Source organism: Tumebacillus avium (assembly GCF_002162355.1).
Taxonomy (GTDB): domain Bacteria; phylum Bacillota; class Bacilli; order Tumebacillales; family Tumebacillaceae; genus Tumebacillus_A; species Tumebacillus_A avium.
Genome location: NZ_CP021434.1, coordinates 1905802 through 1921834 on the forward strand (window position 1 = coordinate 1905802; position 16033 = coordinate 1921834).

16 protein-coding genes are annotated in these 16033 nt (G+C 58.0%); 15 read left to right on the forward strand and 1 reads right to left on the reverse strand.

The window, feature by feature from the left end; genetic code table 11:
• Positions 1-3 precede the first annotated feature (3 nt).
• The 10 genes from purQ to CBW65_RS24575 all read left to right on the forward strand — a co-directional run bounded on the left by purQ (position 4) and on the right by CBW65_RS24575 (position 9617).
• Complete coding sequence (gene purQ / locus CBW65_RS09080; RefSeq protein WP_087456549.1) at positions 4-684, forward strand: phosphoribosylformylglycinamidine synthase subunit PurQ; 681 nt, start codon at positions 4-6, stop codon at positions 682-684.
• The gene (gene purL, locus CBW65_RS09085) at positions 677-2911 is read left to right on the forward strand and encodes a phosphoribosylformylglycinamidine synthase subunit PurL (protein ID WP_198299793.1); all 2235 of its coding nucleotides are present in this window, start codon (positions 677-679) and stop codon (positions 2909-2911) included. The genes purQ and purL overlap by 8 nt, the downstream gene beginning before the upstream one ends.
• 8 nt (positions 2912-2919) lie before the next feature.
• Positions 2920-4338: an amidophosphoribosyltransferase gene (purF, locus tag CBW65_RS09090; RefSeq protein WP_087459177.1), complete on the forward strand. Its 1419-nt coding sequence runs from the start codon at positions 2920-2922 to the stop codon at positions 4336-4338.
• An 11-nt stretch (positions 4339-4349) separates the two neighbouring features.
• Complete coding sequence (purM, locus tag CBW65_RS09095) at positions 4350-5384, forward strand: phosphoribosylformylglycinamidine cyclo-ligase (protein ID WP_087456550.1); 1035 nt, start codon at positions 4350-4352, stop codon at positions 5382-5384.
• Between the two features lie 4 nt (positions 5385-5388).
• Complete coding sequence (gene purN, locus CBW65_RS09100; RefSeq protein WP_087456551.1) at positions 5389-5997, forward strand: phosphoribosylglycinamide formyltransferase; 609 nt, start codon at positions 5389-5391, stop codon at positions 5995-5997.
• Positions 5998-6212: 215 nt separating this feature from the next.
• Complete coding sequence (gene purH / locus CBW65_RS09105) at positions 6213-7760, forward strand: bifunctional phosphoribosylaminoimidazolecarboxamide formyltransferase/IMP cyclohydrolase (protein WP_087456552.1); 1548 nt, start codon at positions 6213-6215, stop codon at positions 7758-7760.
• Positions 7761-7775: 15 nt separating this feature from the next.
• Positions 7776-9038, forward strand: a complete 1263-nt coding sequence (gene purD / locus CBW65_RS09110) for a phosphoribosylamine--glycine ligase (RefSeq protein WP_087456553.1) — start codon at positions 7776-7778, stop codon at positions 9036-9038.
• Positions 9039-9200: 162 nt separating this feature from the next.
• The gene (locus CBW65_RS24570; RefSeq protein WP_198299794.1) at positions 9201-9296 is read left to right on the forward strand and encodes an FDLD family class I lanthipeptide; all 96 of its coding nucleotides are present in this window, start codon (positions 9201-9203) and stop codon (positions 9294-9296) included.
• A 44-nt stretch (positions 9297-9340) separates the two neighbouring features.
• Positions 9341-9469: a hypothetical protein gene (locus CBW65_RS25050; protein WP_269768009.1), complete on the forward strand. Its 129-nt coding sequence runs from the start codon at positions 9341-9343 to the stop codon at positions 9467-9469.
• Positions 9470-9518: 49 nt separating this feature from the next.
• A complete protein-coding gene (locus CBW65_RS24575) occupies positions 9519-9617 on the forward strand; it encodes an FDLD family class I lanthipeptide (protein WP_198299795.1) in 99 nt (32 codons plus the stop codon).
• Between the two features lie 147 nt (positions 9618-9764).
• Here the strand turns inward: CBW65_RS24575 and CBW65_RS09115 are convergent, their stop codons facing one another.
• Complete coding sequence (locus CBW65_RS09115; protein ID WP_087456554.1) at positions 9765-10100, reverse strand: hypothetical protein; 336 nt, start codon at positions 10098-10100, stop codon at positions 9765-9767.
• A 219-nt stretch (positions 10101-10319) separates the two neighbouring features.
• On the opposite strand from CBW65_RS09115, the gene CBW65_RS09120 reads away from it, so the two are divergent.
• The 5 genes from CBW65_RS09120 to CBW65_RS09140 all read left to right on the forward strand — a co-directional run bounded on the left by CBW65_RS09120 (position 10320) and on the right by CBW65_RS09140 (position 16031).
• Positions 10320-11879 (forward strand): M81 family metallopeptidase, encoded by a 1560-nt coding sequence (locus CBW65_RS09120; protein ID WP_087456555.1) that lies wholly within the window; start codon positions 10320-10322, stop codon positions 11877-11879.
• A complete protein-coding gene (locus tag CBW65_RS09125) occupies positions 11876-12694 on the forward strand; it encodes an SPL family radical SAM protein (protein WP_087456556.1) in 819 nt (272 codons plus the stop codon). The genes CBW65_RS09120 and CBW65_RS09125 overlap by 4 nt, the downstream gene beginning before the upstream one ends.
• Positions 12695-12764: 70 nt before the next feature.
• A complete protein-coding gene (locus CBW65_RS09130) occupies positions 12765-13454 on the forward strand; it encodes a TerC family protein (protein ID WP_087456557.1) in 690 nt (229 codons plus the stop codon).
• A gap of 191 nt (positions 13455-13645) precedes the next feature.
• Positions 13646-14251, forward strand: a complete 606-nt coding sequence (gene ribA, locus CBW65_RS09135; protein WP_087456558.1) for a GTP cyclohydrolase II — start codon at positions 13646-13648, stop codon at positions 14249-14251.
• A 13-nt stretch (positions 14252-14264) separates the two neighbouring features.
• Positions 14265-16031 (forward strand): WD40 repeat domain-containing protein, encoded by a 1767-nt coding sequence (locus CBW65_RS09140; protein ID WP_087456559.1) that lies wholly within the window; start codon positions 14265-14267, stop codon positions 16029-16031.
• Positions 16032-16033: the final 2 nt, after the last annotated feature.

Sequence of the window (16033 nt, forward strand, 5' to 3'; positions counted from 1 at the left end):
ACGATGAAATTCGCCGTCCTGGTTTTTCCGGGTTCCAACTGTGACATCGACGCAGTGAAAGCGGTGGAAGACGTGCTCGGCGAAGGAGTCGAGCCGGTCTGGCACACCACCACCGATCTGTCCGACTATGACGCCATCATCGTACCGGGTGGCTTCTCCTATGGCGATTACCTGCGCTGCGGCGCGATCGCCCGTTTCTCCCCGGTGATGGAAGCGGTGAAGCAGGAGGCTGCCAACGGCAAATTTGTCATCGGCATCTGCAACGGCTTCCAGATCCTCACCGAGTCCGGCCTGCTGCCGGGTGCCTTGCGCCACAACGATCACCTGCAGTTCCGCTGCGCGATCTCGCCGCTTGTCGTCGAGAACAACAGCACCCCGTTTACGACCGGCTATGAACAAGGCCAGGTGATCAACATCCCGATCGCCCACGGCGAAGGCAACTACCACGTCGATGAAGAGACGCTGGCGAAGATGAAAGCGAACAACCAGATCGTCTTCCGCTACCACGAGCACAACCCGAACGGCTCCTTGGAGCGCATCGCCGGGATCTGCAACGAAGCGGGCAACGTGCTGGGCATGATGCCGCACCCGGAGCGTGCTGTGCACGAACTGTTGGGCTCGGCCGACGGCAAAGCGCTGTTCACGTCGATTCTGAAAGCATGGAGGGACAAACAAGGTGCGTAACGAACCGACTCCCAAGCAAATTGCTGACGAAAAAATCTATCGCACGTTCGGACTGAATGACGAAGAGTACGACCGCATCGTCTCCTTGATGGGCCGTCAACCGAACTACACCGAGACCGGCATCTACTCGGTCATGTGGTCTGAACACTGCTCCTATAAATCGTCCCGCCCGGTTTTGAAAAAGTTCCCGACCTCGGGCCCGCACGTGCTGCAAGGCCCGGGTGAAAACGCCGGGATCATCGACATCGGCGACAACCTCGCCGTCTCCTTTAAGATCGAATCGCACAACCACCCGTCTGCGATCGAGCCGTACCAAGGCGCTGCGACCGGCGTCGGCGGCATCATCCGCGACGTCTTTACGATGGGCGCGCGTCCGATCGCGCTGCTCAACTCGCTGCGCTTCGGCGAGATCGAAGGCGACGACAACGTACACAACCGCTACCTCTTCTCGAACGTCGTCGCAGGTATCGCCGGTTACGGCAACTGCATCGGCATTCCGACCGTCGGCGGCGAAGTGGTGTTTGACGACCGTTACCGCCACAACCCGCTGGTCAACGCGATGTGTGTCGGCATCATGACCCACGATGAGATCGCCAAAGGCTTCGCAAGCGGCGTCGGCAACCCGGTACTGGCAGTTGGCGCACGCACCGGCCGCGACGGCATCCACGGCGCAACGTTTGCGTCGACCGAAGACCCGCACAGTAAAGAGCGCTCCGCCGTGCAAGTCGGCGACCCGTTCATGGAAAAACTGCTGCTCGAAGCCTGCCTCGAACTGATCGCCACCGGCGACGTGATCGGCATCCAGGACATGGGCGCTGCAGGTCTGACCTCTTCCTCTTCGGAGATGGCAGCCCGCGCCGGTTCCGGCATCGAGCTCGACATGACGAAAGTGCCGTGCCGCGAAGAAGGCATGACTCCGTACGAAATGATGCTCTCCGAATCGCAGGAGCGCATGCTGGTGGTCATGGAACAAGGCAAAGAGCACATCGCCACCGAGATTTTTGAAAAATGGGGTCTGGAAGCTGCCGTCATCGGCCGTGTCACAGATGACAGCATGCTCCGCCTGAAGTGGGGCGAAGAAACGGTTGCTGAGATCGTCGTCTCCACGCTGGTTGACGATGCGCCGGTCTACCACCGTCCGTCCCAGCGTCCGGCCTACCTCGACGCAACGCTGGCATTTGATGCGGCAAGCGTCTCTGTACCGGACAACCTGACCGACACCTTGCACGAACTGCTCCGCACCCCGACCATCGCGTCGAAAGAATACGTCTACCAGCAATATGACTACATGGTGCGCACCAACACCGTCGTGCGCCCGGGCTCCGATGCGGCAGTCGTTTCCATCCGCGGCACCAAAAAGGCGCTGGCGATGAGCACCGACGGCAACGGTCGCTATGTCTACCTCAACCCGTACACGGGCGGCGCGCACACGATCGCCGAATCGGCGCGCAACCTGATCTGCTCCGGTGCACGTCCGATGGCGGTCACCGACTGCCTCAACTACTCCTCGCCGGAGAAGCCGGAGATCTTCTATCAGTTCGAAGAGAGCTGTGCAGGCATCTCCGAAGCATGCCGCGTGCTGGATACGCCGGTCATCTCGGGCAACGTCTCGCTGTACAACCAGACCAACGATGTCGACATCTACCCGACTCCGATCATCGGTATGGTGGGCCTGATCGAAGACACCGACCACATCACCACCCAGGCGTTTAAAGCGGCAGGCAGCAAAGTCTACCTGATCGGCCCGTCTGCCACCGGCCAGATCGGCGGCTCCGAATACCTTCGCGTCGTGCACGGCACCGTCGCCGGCGATGCGCCGCCGCTCGACCTGAACGTGGAAAAAGCGGTGCAGCACGCGACTTTGACCGCGATCCAATCCGGCCTGATCGCATCGGCGCACGACCTCGCAGAAGGCGGATTGTCCGTTGCGTTGGCAGAGTCGGCGATCGGCGGCAAGATTGGCGCGACGATCGAGATCGCATCTCAGCAGCGTTTGGATGAAATTCTGTTTGGCGAAGCAGGGTCCCGCATCATCGTTGAAGTGAAGCAGGAGAACGAAGCTGCTTTTGAAGCATTGTTTACGGAAAACAACGTCACGGTCACCCCGCTTGGTCTCCTCGGCGGCGAGAACCTGACGATTCGCGTAAACGGCAACACCGTTGTTGATGACAAGGTCGAGCACTTGGAAGCCACTTGGAGAGGAGCCATCCCATGTCTGATGAACTAAATATGGACATGACCGACGACGAGATTTTTGACAAATGGCATGAAGAGTGCGGCGTGTTTGGCATCTTCGGACACCCCAATGCGGCACAATTGACCTACTATGCGCTGGTCGCTCTGCAGCATCGCGGCCAGGAGTCGGCCGGGATCGCCACGGTTGACGGTTTGAAACTGTATCACCAGAAGGGCATGGGTCTCGTTGCGGAAGCAATTCCGAACGAGGCCATGCCGCGTCTGTCCAAAGGCCACGCGTCTGTCGGCCATGTGCGCTACTCCACGACCGGCGTTTCGCAGCTGCTCAACGCTCAGCCGCTGGTGTTTAACTTCCAGCGCGGCAACATGGCGTTGGCGCACAACGGCAACCTCGTCAACGCGCACCAGCTGCACAGCTTCCTTGAGCGTCGCGGCGCCATCTTCCAATCGACCTCCGACACGGAAGTGGTCGCGCACCTGATCGCCCGCGCCGGCAACCCGGACATGGCGGACAACATCCGCGAAGCACTGTCGATCGTCAAAGGCGCGTATGCGTTCTGCATCCTGACCGACGACAAGCTGTACGCGATGCGCGATGCGAACGGCCTGCGTCCGATGGTGCTCGGCAAGATCGGCGATGCCTACTGCGTATCGTCCGAATCCTGCGCGTTTGACACGATCGGCGCGGAGATCATCCGCGACATCGAGCCGGGCGAAATGCTGATCATCTCCAAAGACGGCATCGAATCGACCCGCTTTGCCAGCGCTTCAAAGCGTGCGCTCTGCACGTTTGAATACATCTACTTTGCGCGTCCGGACTCGGATATCGACGGTTTTAACGTCCATGCCGTGCGCAAAGATTTCGGCAAGCTGTTGTACCGCGAACATCCGGTGGAAGCGGACGTCGTCATCGGCGTGCCGGACTCCTCGATCTCCTCGGCGATCGGCTATGCGGAAGAGTCGGGCATCCCGTATGAGATCGGACTGATCAAAAACCGCTACATCGGCCGCACCTTCATCCAGCCGAGCCAGGAACTGCGCGCGCGCGGCGTCAAGCTCAAGCTGAACGCGGTGCGCCGGATCGTCGAAGGCAAGCGCGTCGTGATGATCGACGACTCGATCGTGCGCGGCACCACCTCGGGCCGCATCGTCGACATGCTCCGCGAAGCGGGCGCAGTCGAAGTGCACGTGCGCATCGCGTCGCCGCCGGTCACGCACTCCTGCTTCTACGGCATCGACACCTCGGCCCGCGATGAGCTGATCGCGTCGAAAAAGTCGGTCGAGCAGATTCGCGAGTATATCGGCGCCGACACGCTGGCTTATCTGTCGGAAGGCACGATGATGCAGGCGTTTGGCATCATGGACGGCAAAGATCACGGGCACTGCAACGCATGCTTCAACGGGAAATACCCGACCGAAGTGTACGAAGACCTGAGCAAATCGATCATGGATCGCTAGGAGGATACAAAATGAGCGAACTGTACAAAGCGGCGGGCGTCGACATCGACGCGGGCAACGAAGCGGTCAACCGCATGAAATCCCACGTGGCGCGCACGATGCGCCCGGAAGTGGCGACGATGCTCGGCGGATTTGGCGGCGGGTTTCAGCTCGACGTATCCAAATACAAGAACCCGATGCTCGTCTCCGGCACCGACGGCGTCGGCACCAAGCTGAAGCTGGCCTTTGCGATGGACAAGCATGACACGATCGGCATCGACGCGGTGGCGATGTGCGTCAACGACATCGTGGTGATGGGCGCAGAACCGCTCTTTTTCCTCGACTACCTCGCGACCGGCAAAGTGGTGCCGGAAACGATCGAAAGCATCGTCAAAGGCATCGCCGACGGCTGTGAACAGTCCGGCTGCGCGTTGATCGGCGGCGAGACGGCCGAGATGCCGGGCATGTACCAGGACGGCGAGTATGACATTGCCGGCTTCACGGTTGGCGTGGTCGACAAAGACAAGCTGATCGACATCAGCAACGTGCAGGCGGGCGACCTGATCGTCGGTTTGTCGTCGAGCGGGATTCATTCCAACGGCTACTCCTTGGTGCGCAAGCTGTTCTTCGGCGACAACGAGTATTCGCTCGACCATGTGTTCCCGGAGATCGGAGAACCGCTGGGCGAAGTGCTGCTCACCCCGACCAAAATTTACGTCAAAACGATCTTGAACCTGCTGGAGCGCTTCGACATCCACGCGATGGCGCACATCACCGGGGGCGGATTTTTGGAAAACATCCCCCGTGCGCTGCCGGAAGGGCTGTCGGCGGAGATCCAAGTCGGCTCCTGGCCGATCCATCAGGTGTTCAACACGATGCGCCGTCTGGGCAACATCGAGACGTTTGATCTGTTCCGCACCTTTAACATGGGCATCGGCATGATTCTGATCGTTCCGGCGGAGCAGGCGAAAGACATCGTGGCGGCAGCAGAAGCGCTTGGCGAAGAAGCGAACATCATCGGCGCGATCATCGAAGGTCCGCACGACGTTCAGCTGAAGGGGATTTAAGCAGATGGCGAAGTTTGCAATTTTTGCATCAGGATCTGGGTCGAACGCCCAGGTCCTGATCCATTGGGTCAAAGAAGGCAAAATCGACGCCGAGCTGGCTTGTCTGGTCTGTGACCGGCCGGGGGCGAAAGTGATTGAACGAGCAGAGGCAGCGGAGGTTCCTGTGCTCGTTTATTCACCGAAAGAGTTTGAAAACAAAGCGGCATATGAGGCGCAAGTCGTGGCCGACCTGCGTGCGCGCGGTGTGGAGTACATCGTGCTGGCAGGCTACCTGCGCATCTGCGGACCGACTTTTTTGGAAGCGTATGCGGGCAAGACGATCAACCTGCACCCGTCCTTGCTGCCCTTGTTCCCGGGCCTGCATGCGATCCGCGATGCGTTCGAAGCGGGCGTGAAGTACACCGGCGTCACCGTGCATTTCATCGACGAAGGCGTCGACACCGGCCCGATCATCCGCCAAGAGACGGTCATGGTTGATCAGGAAGATACGTTAGAAACGCTGGCAGAAAAAATTCATCAGGCCGAGCACCGCGTTTTACCGGAAGTGGCCGCCCAATTTTTGACCGGAAAAATCCGGCTTGTGAACGGCCAGATCGAGACAGAGATAGAGTAAAAGGTAGTGGAGAAGAACCGAACGGAACCGAACGGAACCGAACGGAACCGAACGGAACCGAACGGAACCGAACGGAACCGAACGGAACCGAACGGAACCGAACGGAACCGAACGGAATCGTACGGAAGAGAACGTGTACTTGAATCGAAGTATCTGATCTGAAGTATCTGATCTGAAGTATCTGAACTGAAGCATTGAACGGAGGAACCTACCTTATGAAACGCGCACTGATCTCAGTATCGGACAAAACGGGCGTTGTCGAGCTGGCCCAAGCGCTCGTCCGCCACGACGTCGAAGTCGTCTCCACCGGCGGCACGCACAAACTCCTGCAAGACGCCGGCGTGCCCGTCACAAACATCTCGGATATCACTGGCTTCCCGGAAATCATGGACGGCCGCGTCAAGACCCTGCACCCGAACATCTTCGGCGGCCTGCTGGCGATCCGCTCCAACGAGGAGCACATGGGCGCGATCGGCGGGCTGAACATCCAGCCGATCGACTACGTATTCGTCAACCTCTACCCGTTCCAAGCAACGATTGAAAAGCCAAACGTCTCCTTCGAAGACGCCATCGAAAACATCGACATCGGCGGCCCGTCGATGCTCCGCGCGGCGGCGAAAAACTACCAGGACGTCGCAGTTGTCGTCGACAGCAACGACTACGCCCGCATCATCGACTCGCTCGACAACAACAACCCGCTGACCCGCGAAGAACTGCTCGGTCTGGCCACGAAAGTATTCCGCCACACCGCCGCGTACGACGCGCTGATCTCCCAATACCTCTCCAAAGCGACCGGCGAAGAGTTCCCCGAGCGCCTGACCGTCACTTACGAAAAGGTGCAAGACCTGCGCTACGGCGAGAACCCGCACCAGCAGGCTGCATTCTACGCCGAGCCGGGCGCGGCCCAGCACACCATTGCCGGCGCGAAACAGTTGCACGGTAAAGAGCTGTCCTACAACAACATCAACGACGCCAACGCAGCGCTCTCCATCGTGCAGGAGTTCACCGAACCGGCTGTCGTCGCGATCAAGCATACCAACCCGTGCGGCGTCGGCATTGCCGAGAACATTTTTGACGCCTACATCAAAGCATACGAAGCCGACCCGGTCTCCATCTTCGGCGGCATCGTCGCTTTGAACCGCGAAGTTGACGCTCCGACCGCACAAAAGATGAGCGAGCTGTTCCTCGAGATCATCCTCGCGCCGTCCTACACGGCAGAAGCATTGGAGATCCTGACCCAAAAGAAAAACCTCCGCGTCATGACCGTCGCGATGACCCCGCAAGGCGGCATCCAAGCGCTCGGCACTCCGCGCACCACGCTGAAAGTGCAAGGCGGCCTGCTGATCCAAGACCTCGATCTGAAAACGGTCACTGAAGCGGACGTGCAAGTGGTCACCAAACGCCAGCCGACCGCCGAAGAGATGAAGCAGTTGCTCTTCGCCTGGAAAGTGGTCAAGCATGTGAAGTCCAACGCGATCGTCCTCGCCCGCGAAGACCGCACAATCGGCGTTGGCGCAGGCCAGATGAACCGCGTTGGCGCTGCGAAGATCGCCATCGAGCAGGCAGGCGAGCTGGCAAAAGGCTCCGTGCTGGCATCCGATGCATTTTTCCCGATGGCCGACACCGTGCAAGCGGCAGCCGCAGCAGGGGTGACCGCAATCGTGCAGCCGGGCGGATCGATCAAAGATGCCGACTCGATCGCCGCAGCCGATGAAGCGGGCATCGCAATGATCTTCACGTCTGTCCGGCACTTCAAACACTAAGAGGGAGGCAATCCCATGAAAGTATTAGTAGTAGGCGGCGGTGGCCGCGAGCACGCGATCATTTGGAAGCTGTCCCAGTCCCCCAAGCAGCCCAAGTTGTACTGCGCCCCGGGCAACCCCGGCATCGCCGAGCTGGCGACGTGCGTCAACATCTCCGCAGAAGACGTGGCCGCTCTGGCCGATTTTGCCGAAGCGGAAGGCATCGAGCTGACCGTCGTCGGCCCGGAAGCGGCGCTCCTGCTTGGCATCGTCGATGAGTTTGAACAGCGCGGCCTGCGCATCTACGGCCCGAAAAAAGGCGCCGCGCTGATCGAAGGCTCCAAAGCGTTTGCCAAAGAAGTCATGGCGGCGCAAAATGTCCCGACCGCAGGCGCTGCTTATTTTGGCGAACTGGAAGCGGCCAAAGAGTACGTCCGTGCCCAAGGCGCGCCGATCGTGATCAAAGCGGACGGCCTCGCAGCCGGCAAAGGCGTCGTCGTCGCCCAAACGGTGGCAGAAGCGGAAGCGGCGCTCGACATGATGATGAAAGACAAAGCATTTGGCGACTCCGGCGCACAAGTCGTGGTCGAAGAGTTCCTGACCGGCCAAGAGGCGACCGTGATGGCCTTCATCTCCGGCGACACCGTCAAGCTGATGGCCCCGGCGCAAGACCACAAGCCTGCTTATGACGGCGACCAAGGCCCGAACACCGGCGGCATGGGCACCTATTCCCCGGTCCCGGTGGTCGACGAGGCGTTGTTGAAAGAGGTGGAAGAGAAGATCATCCGCCCGGTGATCTACTTCCTCGCCAACAACGGCACCCAGTACAAAGGCACCTTGTACACCGGCCTGATGCTCACGGCAGACGGCCCGAAAGTCATCGAGTTCAACGCCCGCTTCGGCGATCCGGAAACGCAAGTCGTGCTCCCGCGTCTGGAAACCGACCTGCTGGACATCTTCAACGCCGCCGTCGACGGCACGCTCGCCGACCTCGACGTGCAGTGGAGTGACCGTGCGGCCGTCTGCGTAATCATGGCCGCCGGCGGCTACCCGGCCGACTACCGCAAAGGCGACCTGATCACCGGCCTCGACTCTGCAGGCAACAACGCCGTCATCTTCCATGCCGGCACCAAGCAAACCGCCACGGGCATCGCCACCAACGGCGGCCGTGTCTTGGGCGTCACCGGCTTCGGCGCCGACCTGAAAGCGGCGCAGGCTGAAGCGTACCGCACCGTCGAGAACATCAAGTTTGAAGGCGTGCATTACCGGAAAGACATTGCCGAAAAAGCGTTTCGATAAGCTGTTCACAAGAGCCCTGTGAGAAATCGCAGGGCTCTTGCTTTTTCATAAGTTGCAAAAATTGACATTTCTTCACCGCAATTGATGCGATGTAGGATACCCCAGTATGGTTTATATTTAGATCAAGGAACAACACAACAACAAAACAAGGAGGCAACACACATGGAAAACCAAAACATGTTCGACCTGGATCTGGAAGTCACTTCGGAAGCTGCTGAGCACGAGATGGTCCTGATCTCCATCGAATTCTGCTACTAAGCCAACGCTTTTCACAAACAACAACCATTAGGGAGGAAACAACCATGAAAAAAAGCATCGCATTTCTGACCGCACTGGCATTTTCGATCATCGTGATCGGCGCACCGGCTACCGCGACCCACGCGGCGGGCGACACTAGCGACACGCCGCAGCCGTACATGGCACGCGGTTAAGCCAAACACGAAACACATACCAAAACCACCATACAAGGAGGCAACAACCATGGAATTCCAAAACATGTTCGACCTGGACGTAGAAGTGACGTCCGAAACCACCGGGACCAACATCATCCCGATCTTGTCCATCGAATACTGCTACTAGTCTAAGCAACCAAAAGCAAGGTCGTCGGTAAAGCGGTGACCTTGCTTGTTTTTGCGCAGGCCAGCACGGCAGCGAACAAAAGCTGAAAAGCCAACTTCCTCTGCAGAGGAAGTTGGCTTTTCAAATTGTGAGTGATGAAGGCAGTGATTAGTACAGGATAGCGAAGACGTTGACGGTAAAGTTTTGCGTTGCGTGCGACGGGTTGGCGATGTAGAGCTTGTCGTTGGTTCCTTTTACCGGCGTACGGTTGCCCGACATGACACCGGAGAAGATCGGGTCGTCGGTGCCGAAGGAAATGTCACTCCAGACATCAAAGGAGATCACATCCGCGCCGGAGGTGGTGTTTGGGTCGATTTCCCATTCCAGATTGAGCGTTCCGGCCGGCAAATCATGATAGCTGAAATTGCCGCTGGAGCGGTGCTCCTGACCTTCTTGCGGATGCGGCTCCGAAATAATCGTAGCGATCAATTGTCTTTCACTCATGTTTTCGTCACTCCCATTTTGTTGGATAGTTCTCACATCTCTATCGTACAGAGCGCAAAGAGAGAAGTCTATATTTATCTTATTAAAATATTTGAAAATGGAAGGAAGTAAAAATTGTAAAAATAAAATGTCAATAGGAGTCGGTCTTTGTCAGCCAACCGGGAGGGAAAGCGGACGCTGTGATAAAATGTACTCAACTGCACACCACGGAGGTACTTTATGAAAAAGCGCATCGCCATCGGCATGATCAGCCACGAATCGAACAGCTTTTCCCCCGTTCCGACCCCGCGTTCCGAATGGGAAAAATGGGGTCTGACCGCAGGCGAAGAGATCCTCACCGTCTGGAAGGGGAGCCACACCCCGGTCGGCGCGTTCCTCGACTTTGCGGATAGAGCGGGATGGGACGTCATTCCCACCTTGGCAGCGCAAACGTTGCCTTCCAAGCCGACCGATGCTGAACACTACCATTGGATGAAAAAGCAACTCCTCGAACCGATCGAACGCGAGCAGCCCGACGGTGTGCTTCTTTTCATGCACGGCGCAATGATGGCGGAAGGCACAGACGACGTGGAAGGCGACATCTGCTGCGCGGTGAAGGGGATCATCGGCGACCGCCCGTTGATCCTCGCCATGGACTTGCACGGCAACATCACCCCGGAGATGTGCGCGCATTGCGACGGGGTCTTTGCGTTTGACACCAACCCGCACATCGACCTGATCGAACGCGCCACCGAAGCGGCCCAGTGTATGGAGCAAGCCCTGCTCGGCAAAATTCGCCCCGTAATTGGACATTCCTATCCGCCACACCGCATGCTGCCGCCGACGATCAACATGCGCACTGCAGAAGGGCCGATGGCGGAGCTGTTCACGCTCGCTCGAGAGTGGGAGGAGAAACCGGGGATTCTTAACGTCTCCATCTTCGGCGGTTTCCCGTACTGCGATTTTGCAGGCGCCGGATTCTCCGTCGTGACCACCGCAGATAGAGACCAGACCCTCGCCGACTCCTGCTCAACAGAAATTGCCGCAAGAGCGTGGGAAATCCGCGACCAGTTTCTCAAAGAGATCCCAACCTACGAGGAAGCAGTCCAGCAAACACTCGAACTGCTCAAAGAGCGTGGTCAACCTGAAGACCAAGTCCCGCTCCAAGCCAATCCCGACCTGCAAGCCAACAACCACCCCTCCGGCCCGATCATCCTCGCCGATGTCGCCGACAACCCGACAGGCGGCGGTTCGGCAGACACGACCGTTTTGCTCCATGAGCTCCTGCGCCGTGGCGTCACCGGTGTTGCCGTCGCCTGCATCCACGACCTGGAGACGGTCGAACGCGCCTTCCAGAGCGGCCTGCACAACACCGCCCGCTTCACCATCGGGGGCAAAACATCCCCCGATTACGGCGCGCCTTTGGAAGTCGAAGGCACCGTCCGCGCCCTCACCGACGGCCGCTTCACCGCGACATCCCCGGTCAGCCGCGGCGAGCAAAACATGGGCCCGACCGCCGTCATCGAAACGGGCGGTCTAAAGCTTGTCATCACCACCAACCGCCGCGCCTGCATCGACACCGCCGTCTTCGCAAGCGTGGGCATCGACCCGTCGACAATGCCCGTGCTGGTCGTGAAATCACGCGGTCACTTCCGCGCCTCCTTCGAGCCGATCGCCAGCCACATCCTCGAAGTTGACGCCCCCGGCCCGGCCAACCCGAGTCTGCACCACTTCCCGTACCGCAAAATCCCGCGCCCAATCTGGCCGCTCGATGAAGCTCCAGAGGAGAGCACACCATGAAACACACCATCACCCACAAAAAGCCGTCCAAACTCCTCAACCCCGCCACCGGCTACCTGACCGGCTACAGCCACACGCTGAATCCTTACACCGGCTGCTCATATGCCTGCTCCTACTGCTATGTCCGCCAGATGCCCGTGGCGCTTTTTCGCAAAGAGGAGTGGGGCAGTTGGATCGACGTCAAAACGGAAGCGGCCGCCAAGCTGAAAAAAGAGCTGCAATCGGCCCGCAAAAAAGGCCCGGCCACCCTCTTCATGTCCTCCAGCACCGACCCGTACCAGCCGCTCGAAGCGCAGGAAAAGGTCACCCGGGGCCTGCTGGAAACGATGGTCGAGCAGCCGCCCGACTTCCTGTTTGTCCAGACCCGCAGCCCGCTCGTCACCCGCGACCTCGACCTGTTTCAGGAGCTGAAAGACCGCATCCGCATCTCGATCACCGTCGAGACCGACCGCGACGACATCCGCAAACTCTTCTCCCCGAAAGCCCCGCCGATCCCGGCCCGGCTCAAAGCCCTGCAAACGATCGCCGACGCCGGCATCCCGGTGCAGGCGACCATCGCGCCCGTCCTGCCGAGCAGCGACAACTTCGCCCGCACACTTGCCGGGATCGTCGACCGCGTCTGCCTTGACGACTTCTTCATGGGCGATGGCAGCGGCGGCAAACGCACCGAGCGGATGCGGATCAGAGATATCTACACGGAGCATGGACTCGAAGACTGGTATGGCCGCGACGCCTATCTGCGCGTGCTGCATCGCCTGCAGGCCGAGTTTCCGCCTGAGCGGATCTACATCTCCCAACAGGGTTTTCTTCCGTAGTCATTTCTTGTCCCGTACTGCTCATACAGTAGAAGGTGGAAAGACTGACTAGCCGGAGGTGCACCTCATTATGATCGCAGACTCATTTGCAGCCGAACTGATCAAACTCATCCTGATCAACATCGTGCTCAGCTGCGACAACGCCTTGCTGATCGCGCTCGTCTGCCGCAACCTGCCTGCCCAGCTTCAGAAAAAAGCGTTTTGGTGGGGCAGCATGGGAACGGTGGTGTTAAAAGTCGCGTTGACCTTCATCGCAGCAAGGCTGCTGGAGATTCCCTACCTGCAGGCGGCGGGCGGGGTGCTGCTCGTCTATATCGCGGTCTCCCTGCTCCGCCAAGACCCGGAAGAAACCAAGGCCCAGAGCCAAGAGTCCGGCCTGTGGAGCGCGGTGAAAACGATCATGATCGCCGACCTCGTGATGAGCGTCGACAACACGGTCGCCGTCGCCGCCGTCGCGGGCGGAGACCTGCTCCTGATCGGCATCGGCCTGCTCGTCTCCGTTCCGGTGATCATGTTTGGCGCCGACCTCGTGACCCGGATCATGCGGCGTTACCCCTACGTGATCACCCTCGCCGCCGCCTTCCTCGGCTACACCGCCTGGGAGATGGTGCGCGAAGACCACTTCGTCGGCCCCTACCTCTCCCAACACCTCGCCCAAGCGGAAATGTTAATCCCCTGGCTGCTCGTGGCTGTCTTCCTGCTCTACGGCTGGAAACAGCAAAACCGCGTGGTGACCATTAAAAGAAGTCAGACCAGATGAGTCTGGCTTCTTTTAATGGCGAGTGAGTACCATAAATATAATAATAGGGATAATTGTAAAATTATAGTTGACGATTTTACGCTGGATATTGTATGATCTTTCTAACAACAATAATAAAATATTAATAAGTTATACATAGAGGAAAAATAAAAACCTTGTCCGTAGGTTCTTAAATTTCGAGGTGATGCACGATGAAACGGAGCGAACTGGTGGACAGTTCCGCCATCAAGATGCCGACATTGCACGGCAACTTTCAGATGATGGCCTATGAGACGGAAGATCCCACTGGCCAACCTACCCTCGTGCTGGTCAAAGGCGATGTACTCGGGCGGGAGAACGTGCTTGTCCGCTTCCATTCCGAGTGTTTGACCGGTGATGTGTTTGGCTCGTTGCGATGTGACTGCGGCCTTCAATTGCAGCATACGATGCAGATGATTGAAGAGGCAGGCTCCGGCGTAATCATCTACTTGCGTCAGGAGGGTCGCGGCATCGGGCTGGTAAATAAAATGAAAGCCTACCGTTTGCAGGAGCAGGGCTTAGACACGGTGGAAGCCAACGAGCGGCTGGACCTGCCTGTCGATGCCCGGGAATATGACGCTTGCAAAGTGATACTCGACGACCTCGGCGTCGCTTCGATCCGGCTGATCACCAATAACCCGGACAAGATCGATAAAGCGCTGGCTCTTGGCATCAATGTGCAGGACCGCGTCGAGATTGAAATTGAGCCGTTTTACGAAAATAAGCAGTACATGATCACGAAAAAAATCAAGATGGGACATCTGCTCAGCGAAGTCTGAAGGAGGAAACGGGATGCATGCAGGTCCGATTACATCGGTAGCCGTAGCGGAAGACGGCCGGACCGTCTATACGTGTGGCTATGATAAGCGGGTATTTAAATGGGATCGCCAGACTGGACAGGCTGAACTGTTGACTCTGCATGAGCATCTGGTGAACGCGATCTCCCTTTCGAAAGATGGCCAATGGTTGGCGTGTGCATCGGCTGACTATACGGTGTCCCTGATTGACACTGTGCAAAACAAACGGGTGCGTACGCTGTACGGACATCATGATGATGTGGAAATGGCGCTATTCGCTATGAATGACAGCATGCTGGTCACCTCTTCTCAGGACACGCGGGTAAAAGTGTGGGACTTGGCAACCGGCAGCATCGTCACAGATTTTCGCCACCATTCCAAAGTTGTCAATGCGATCTGGGTGCATGAAGACAAAGTGTTCTCGGCTGCTGATGACGGCAAGGTATTTGTTTGGGAGATGATGACCGGCAGCATCGTCGACGAACTGCACTTCGACCGCGATTTGGACTGCGCGGGCGGGCACAAAGAATGCGGACTCTTCGCTGTGGGCTGTGACGACGGTACTGTTACGCTGTACGATACCGAGTCGCTTTCAGTCGTCAACCGCATTCAAGCACATGAGCGCGGTGTGAAGGCGATATGTTTTTCTCCATCTGGAAGCCGTTTCCTGACAGCAGGTTACGATCATCAGATCAAAATCTGGAGGGTCGCAGACGGAGCCTTATTGCAAACCCTGCCCTCCCACCGTTATCAGTGGGAGCGAGCCTTCGCCTGGACACCTGATGAGCAGTCGGTGATCGGCGGAAGTTTTGGCCGCATGTACACCGAATGGCTGGTTGCGGAAGGACTTTTTGTGGAACGAGGCATAGAGCTTGCCACACCGGCGTTCAATGATGTGGCTGTTTCGCAGAATGGAGACATTGTTACAGCTTCCGATGATGGAAAATTCAGAGTGAACGGCGAATACCGCGGGCATCACAATCTCGTTCTGACCAACGGAGTTGGGGTCTCGGATGACGGAAGGTTGGGAGCGTGGGGCGATCATTTTGGATATGTCCATGTGATGGACCTGCATACGGGCGAGATTCTTCACAGCTTGAACACCGGCACCGGTCCGGTCAACAGCATCAAATATTGGGGAGAGAACCACTCCTTTTATGTCGGCACATACGGCGGACATATTCATCGTCTGTGTCTTAACAGCGGAAAGTGGAAAATGCAACTGCAAGCTGCAACCGGAGCAGTAAAGGCGCTGGAAGTAGACGAAGAACGCATGATTTCCGGCGCATCGGAAGGGAAAATCTACATCTTTGACCGCCATACGCTCGAACGCCGCGCCGAATTGGTCGGGCCGACCTTGATCGTTAACGATGTCAGCCTCGACCGAACCCGCAATCGGGTCGCCGTCGTGAGCCGCGACAACGTGGTGCGCCTGTATGACTTGGCCGCATGCACGCTGCTTGCCCAGCACAAACTGCATCGCTATTCGATCAAATCGGTCACCGTTCTCGATGACGGCACCGTCGTCTCCGGAGATTATTGGGGAGAAGCGGTCGTTTGGAACCCGGACAAAGATGTTCTGCACAAAATTCGCGTCGGCTGGAACGGTATCTCTGGGCTGACCTCCCATCAGGGATCTGCATACGCTGCTTCCTATGATGGAGGCGTTTATAAAATCGCGGCGGATGGGACGTTTGAAGAAGCGTTCCGCCTGTTTGACCAAAGTCAAACGTTCACCGAACCCGCCTTGCAAGAGGTGTAATT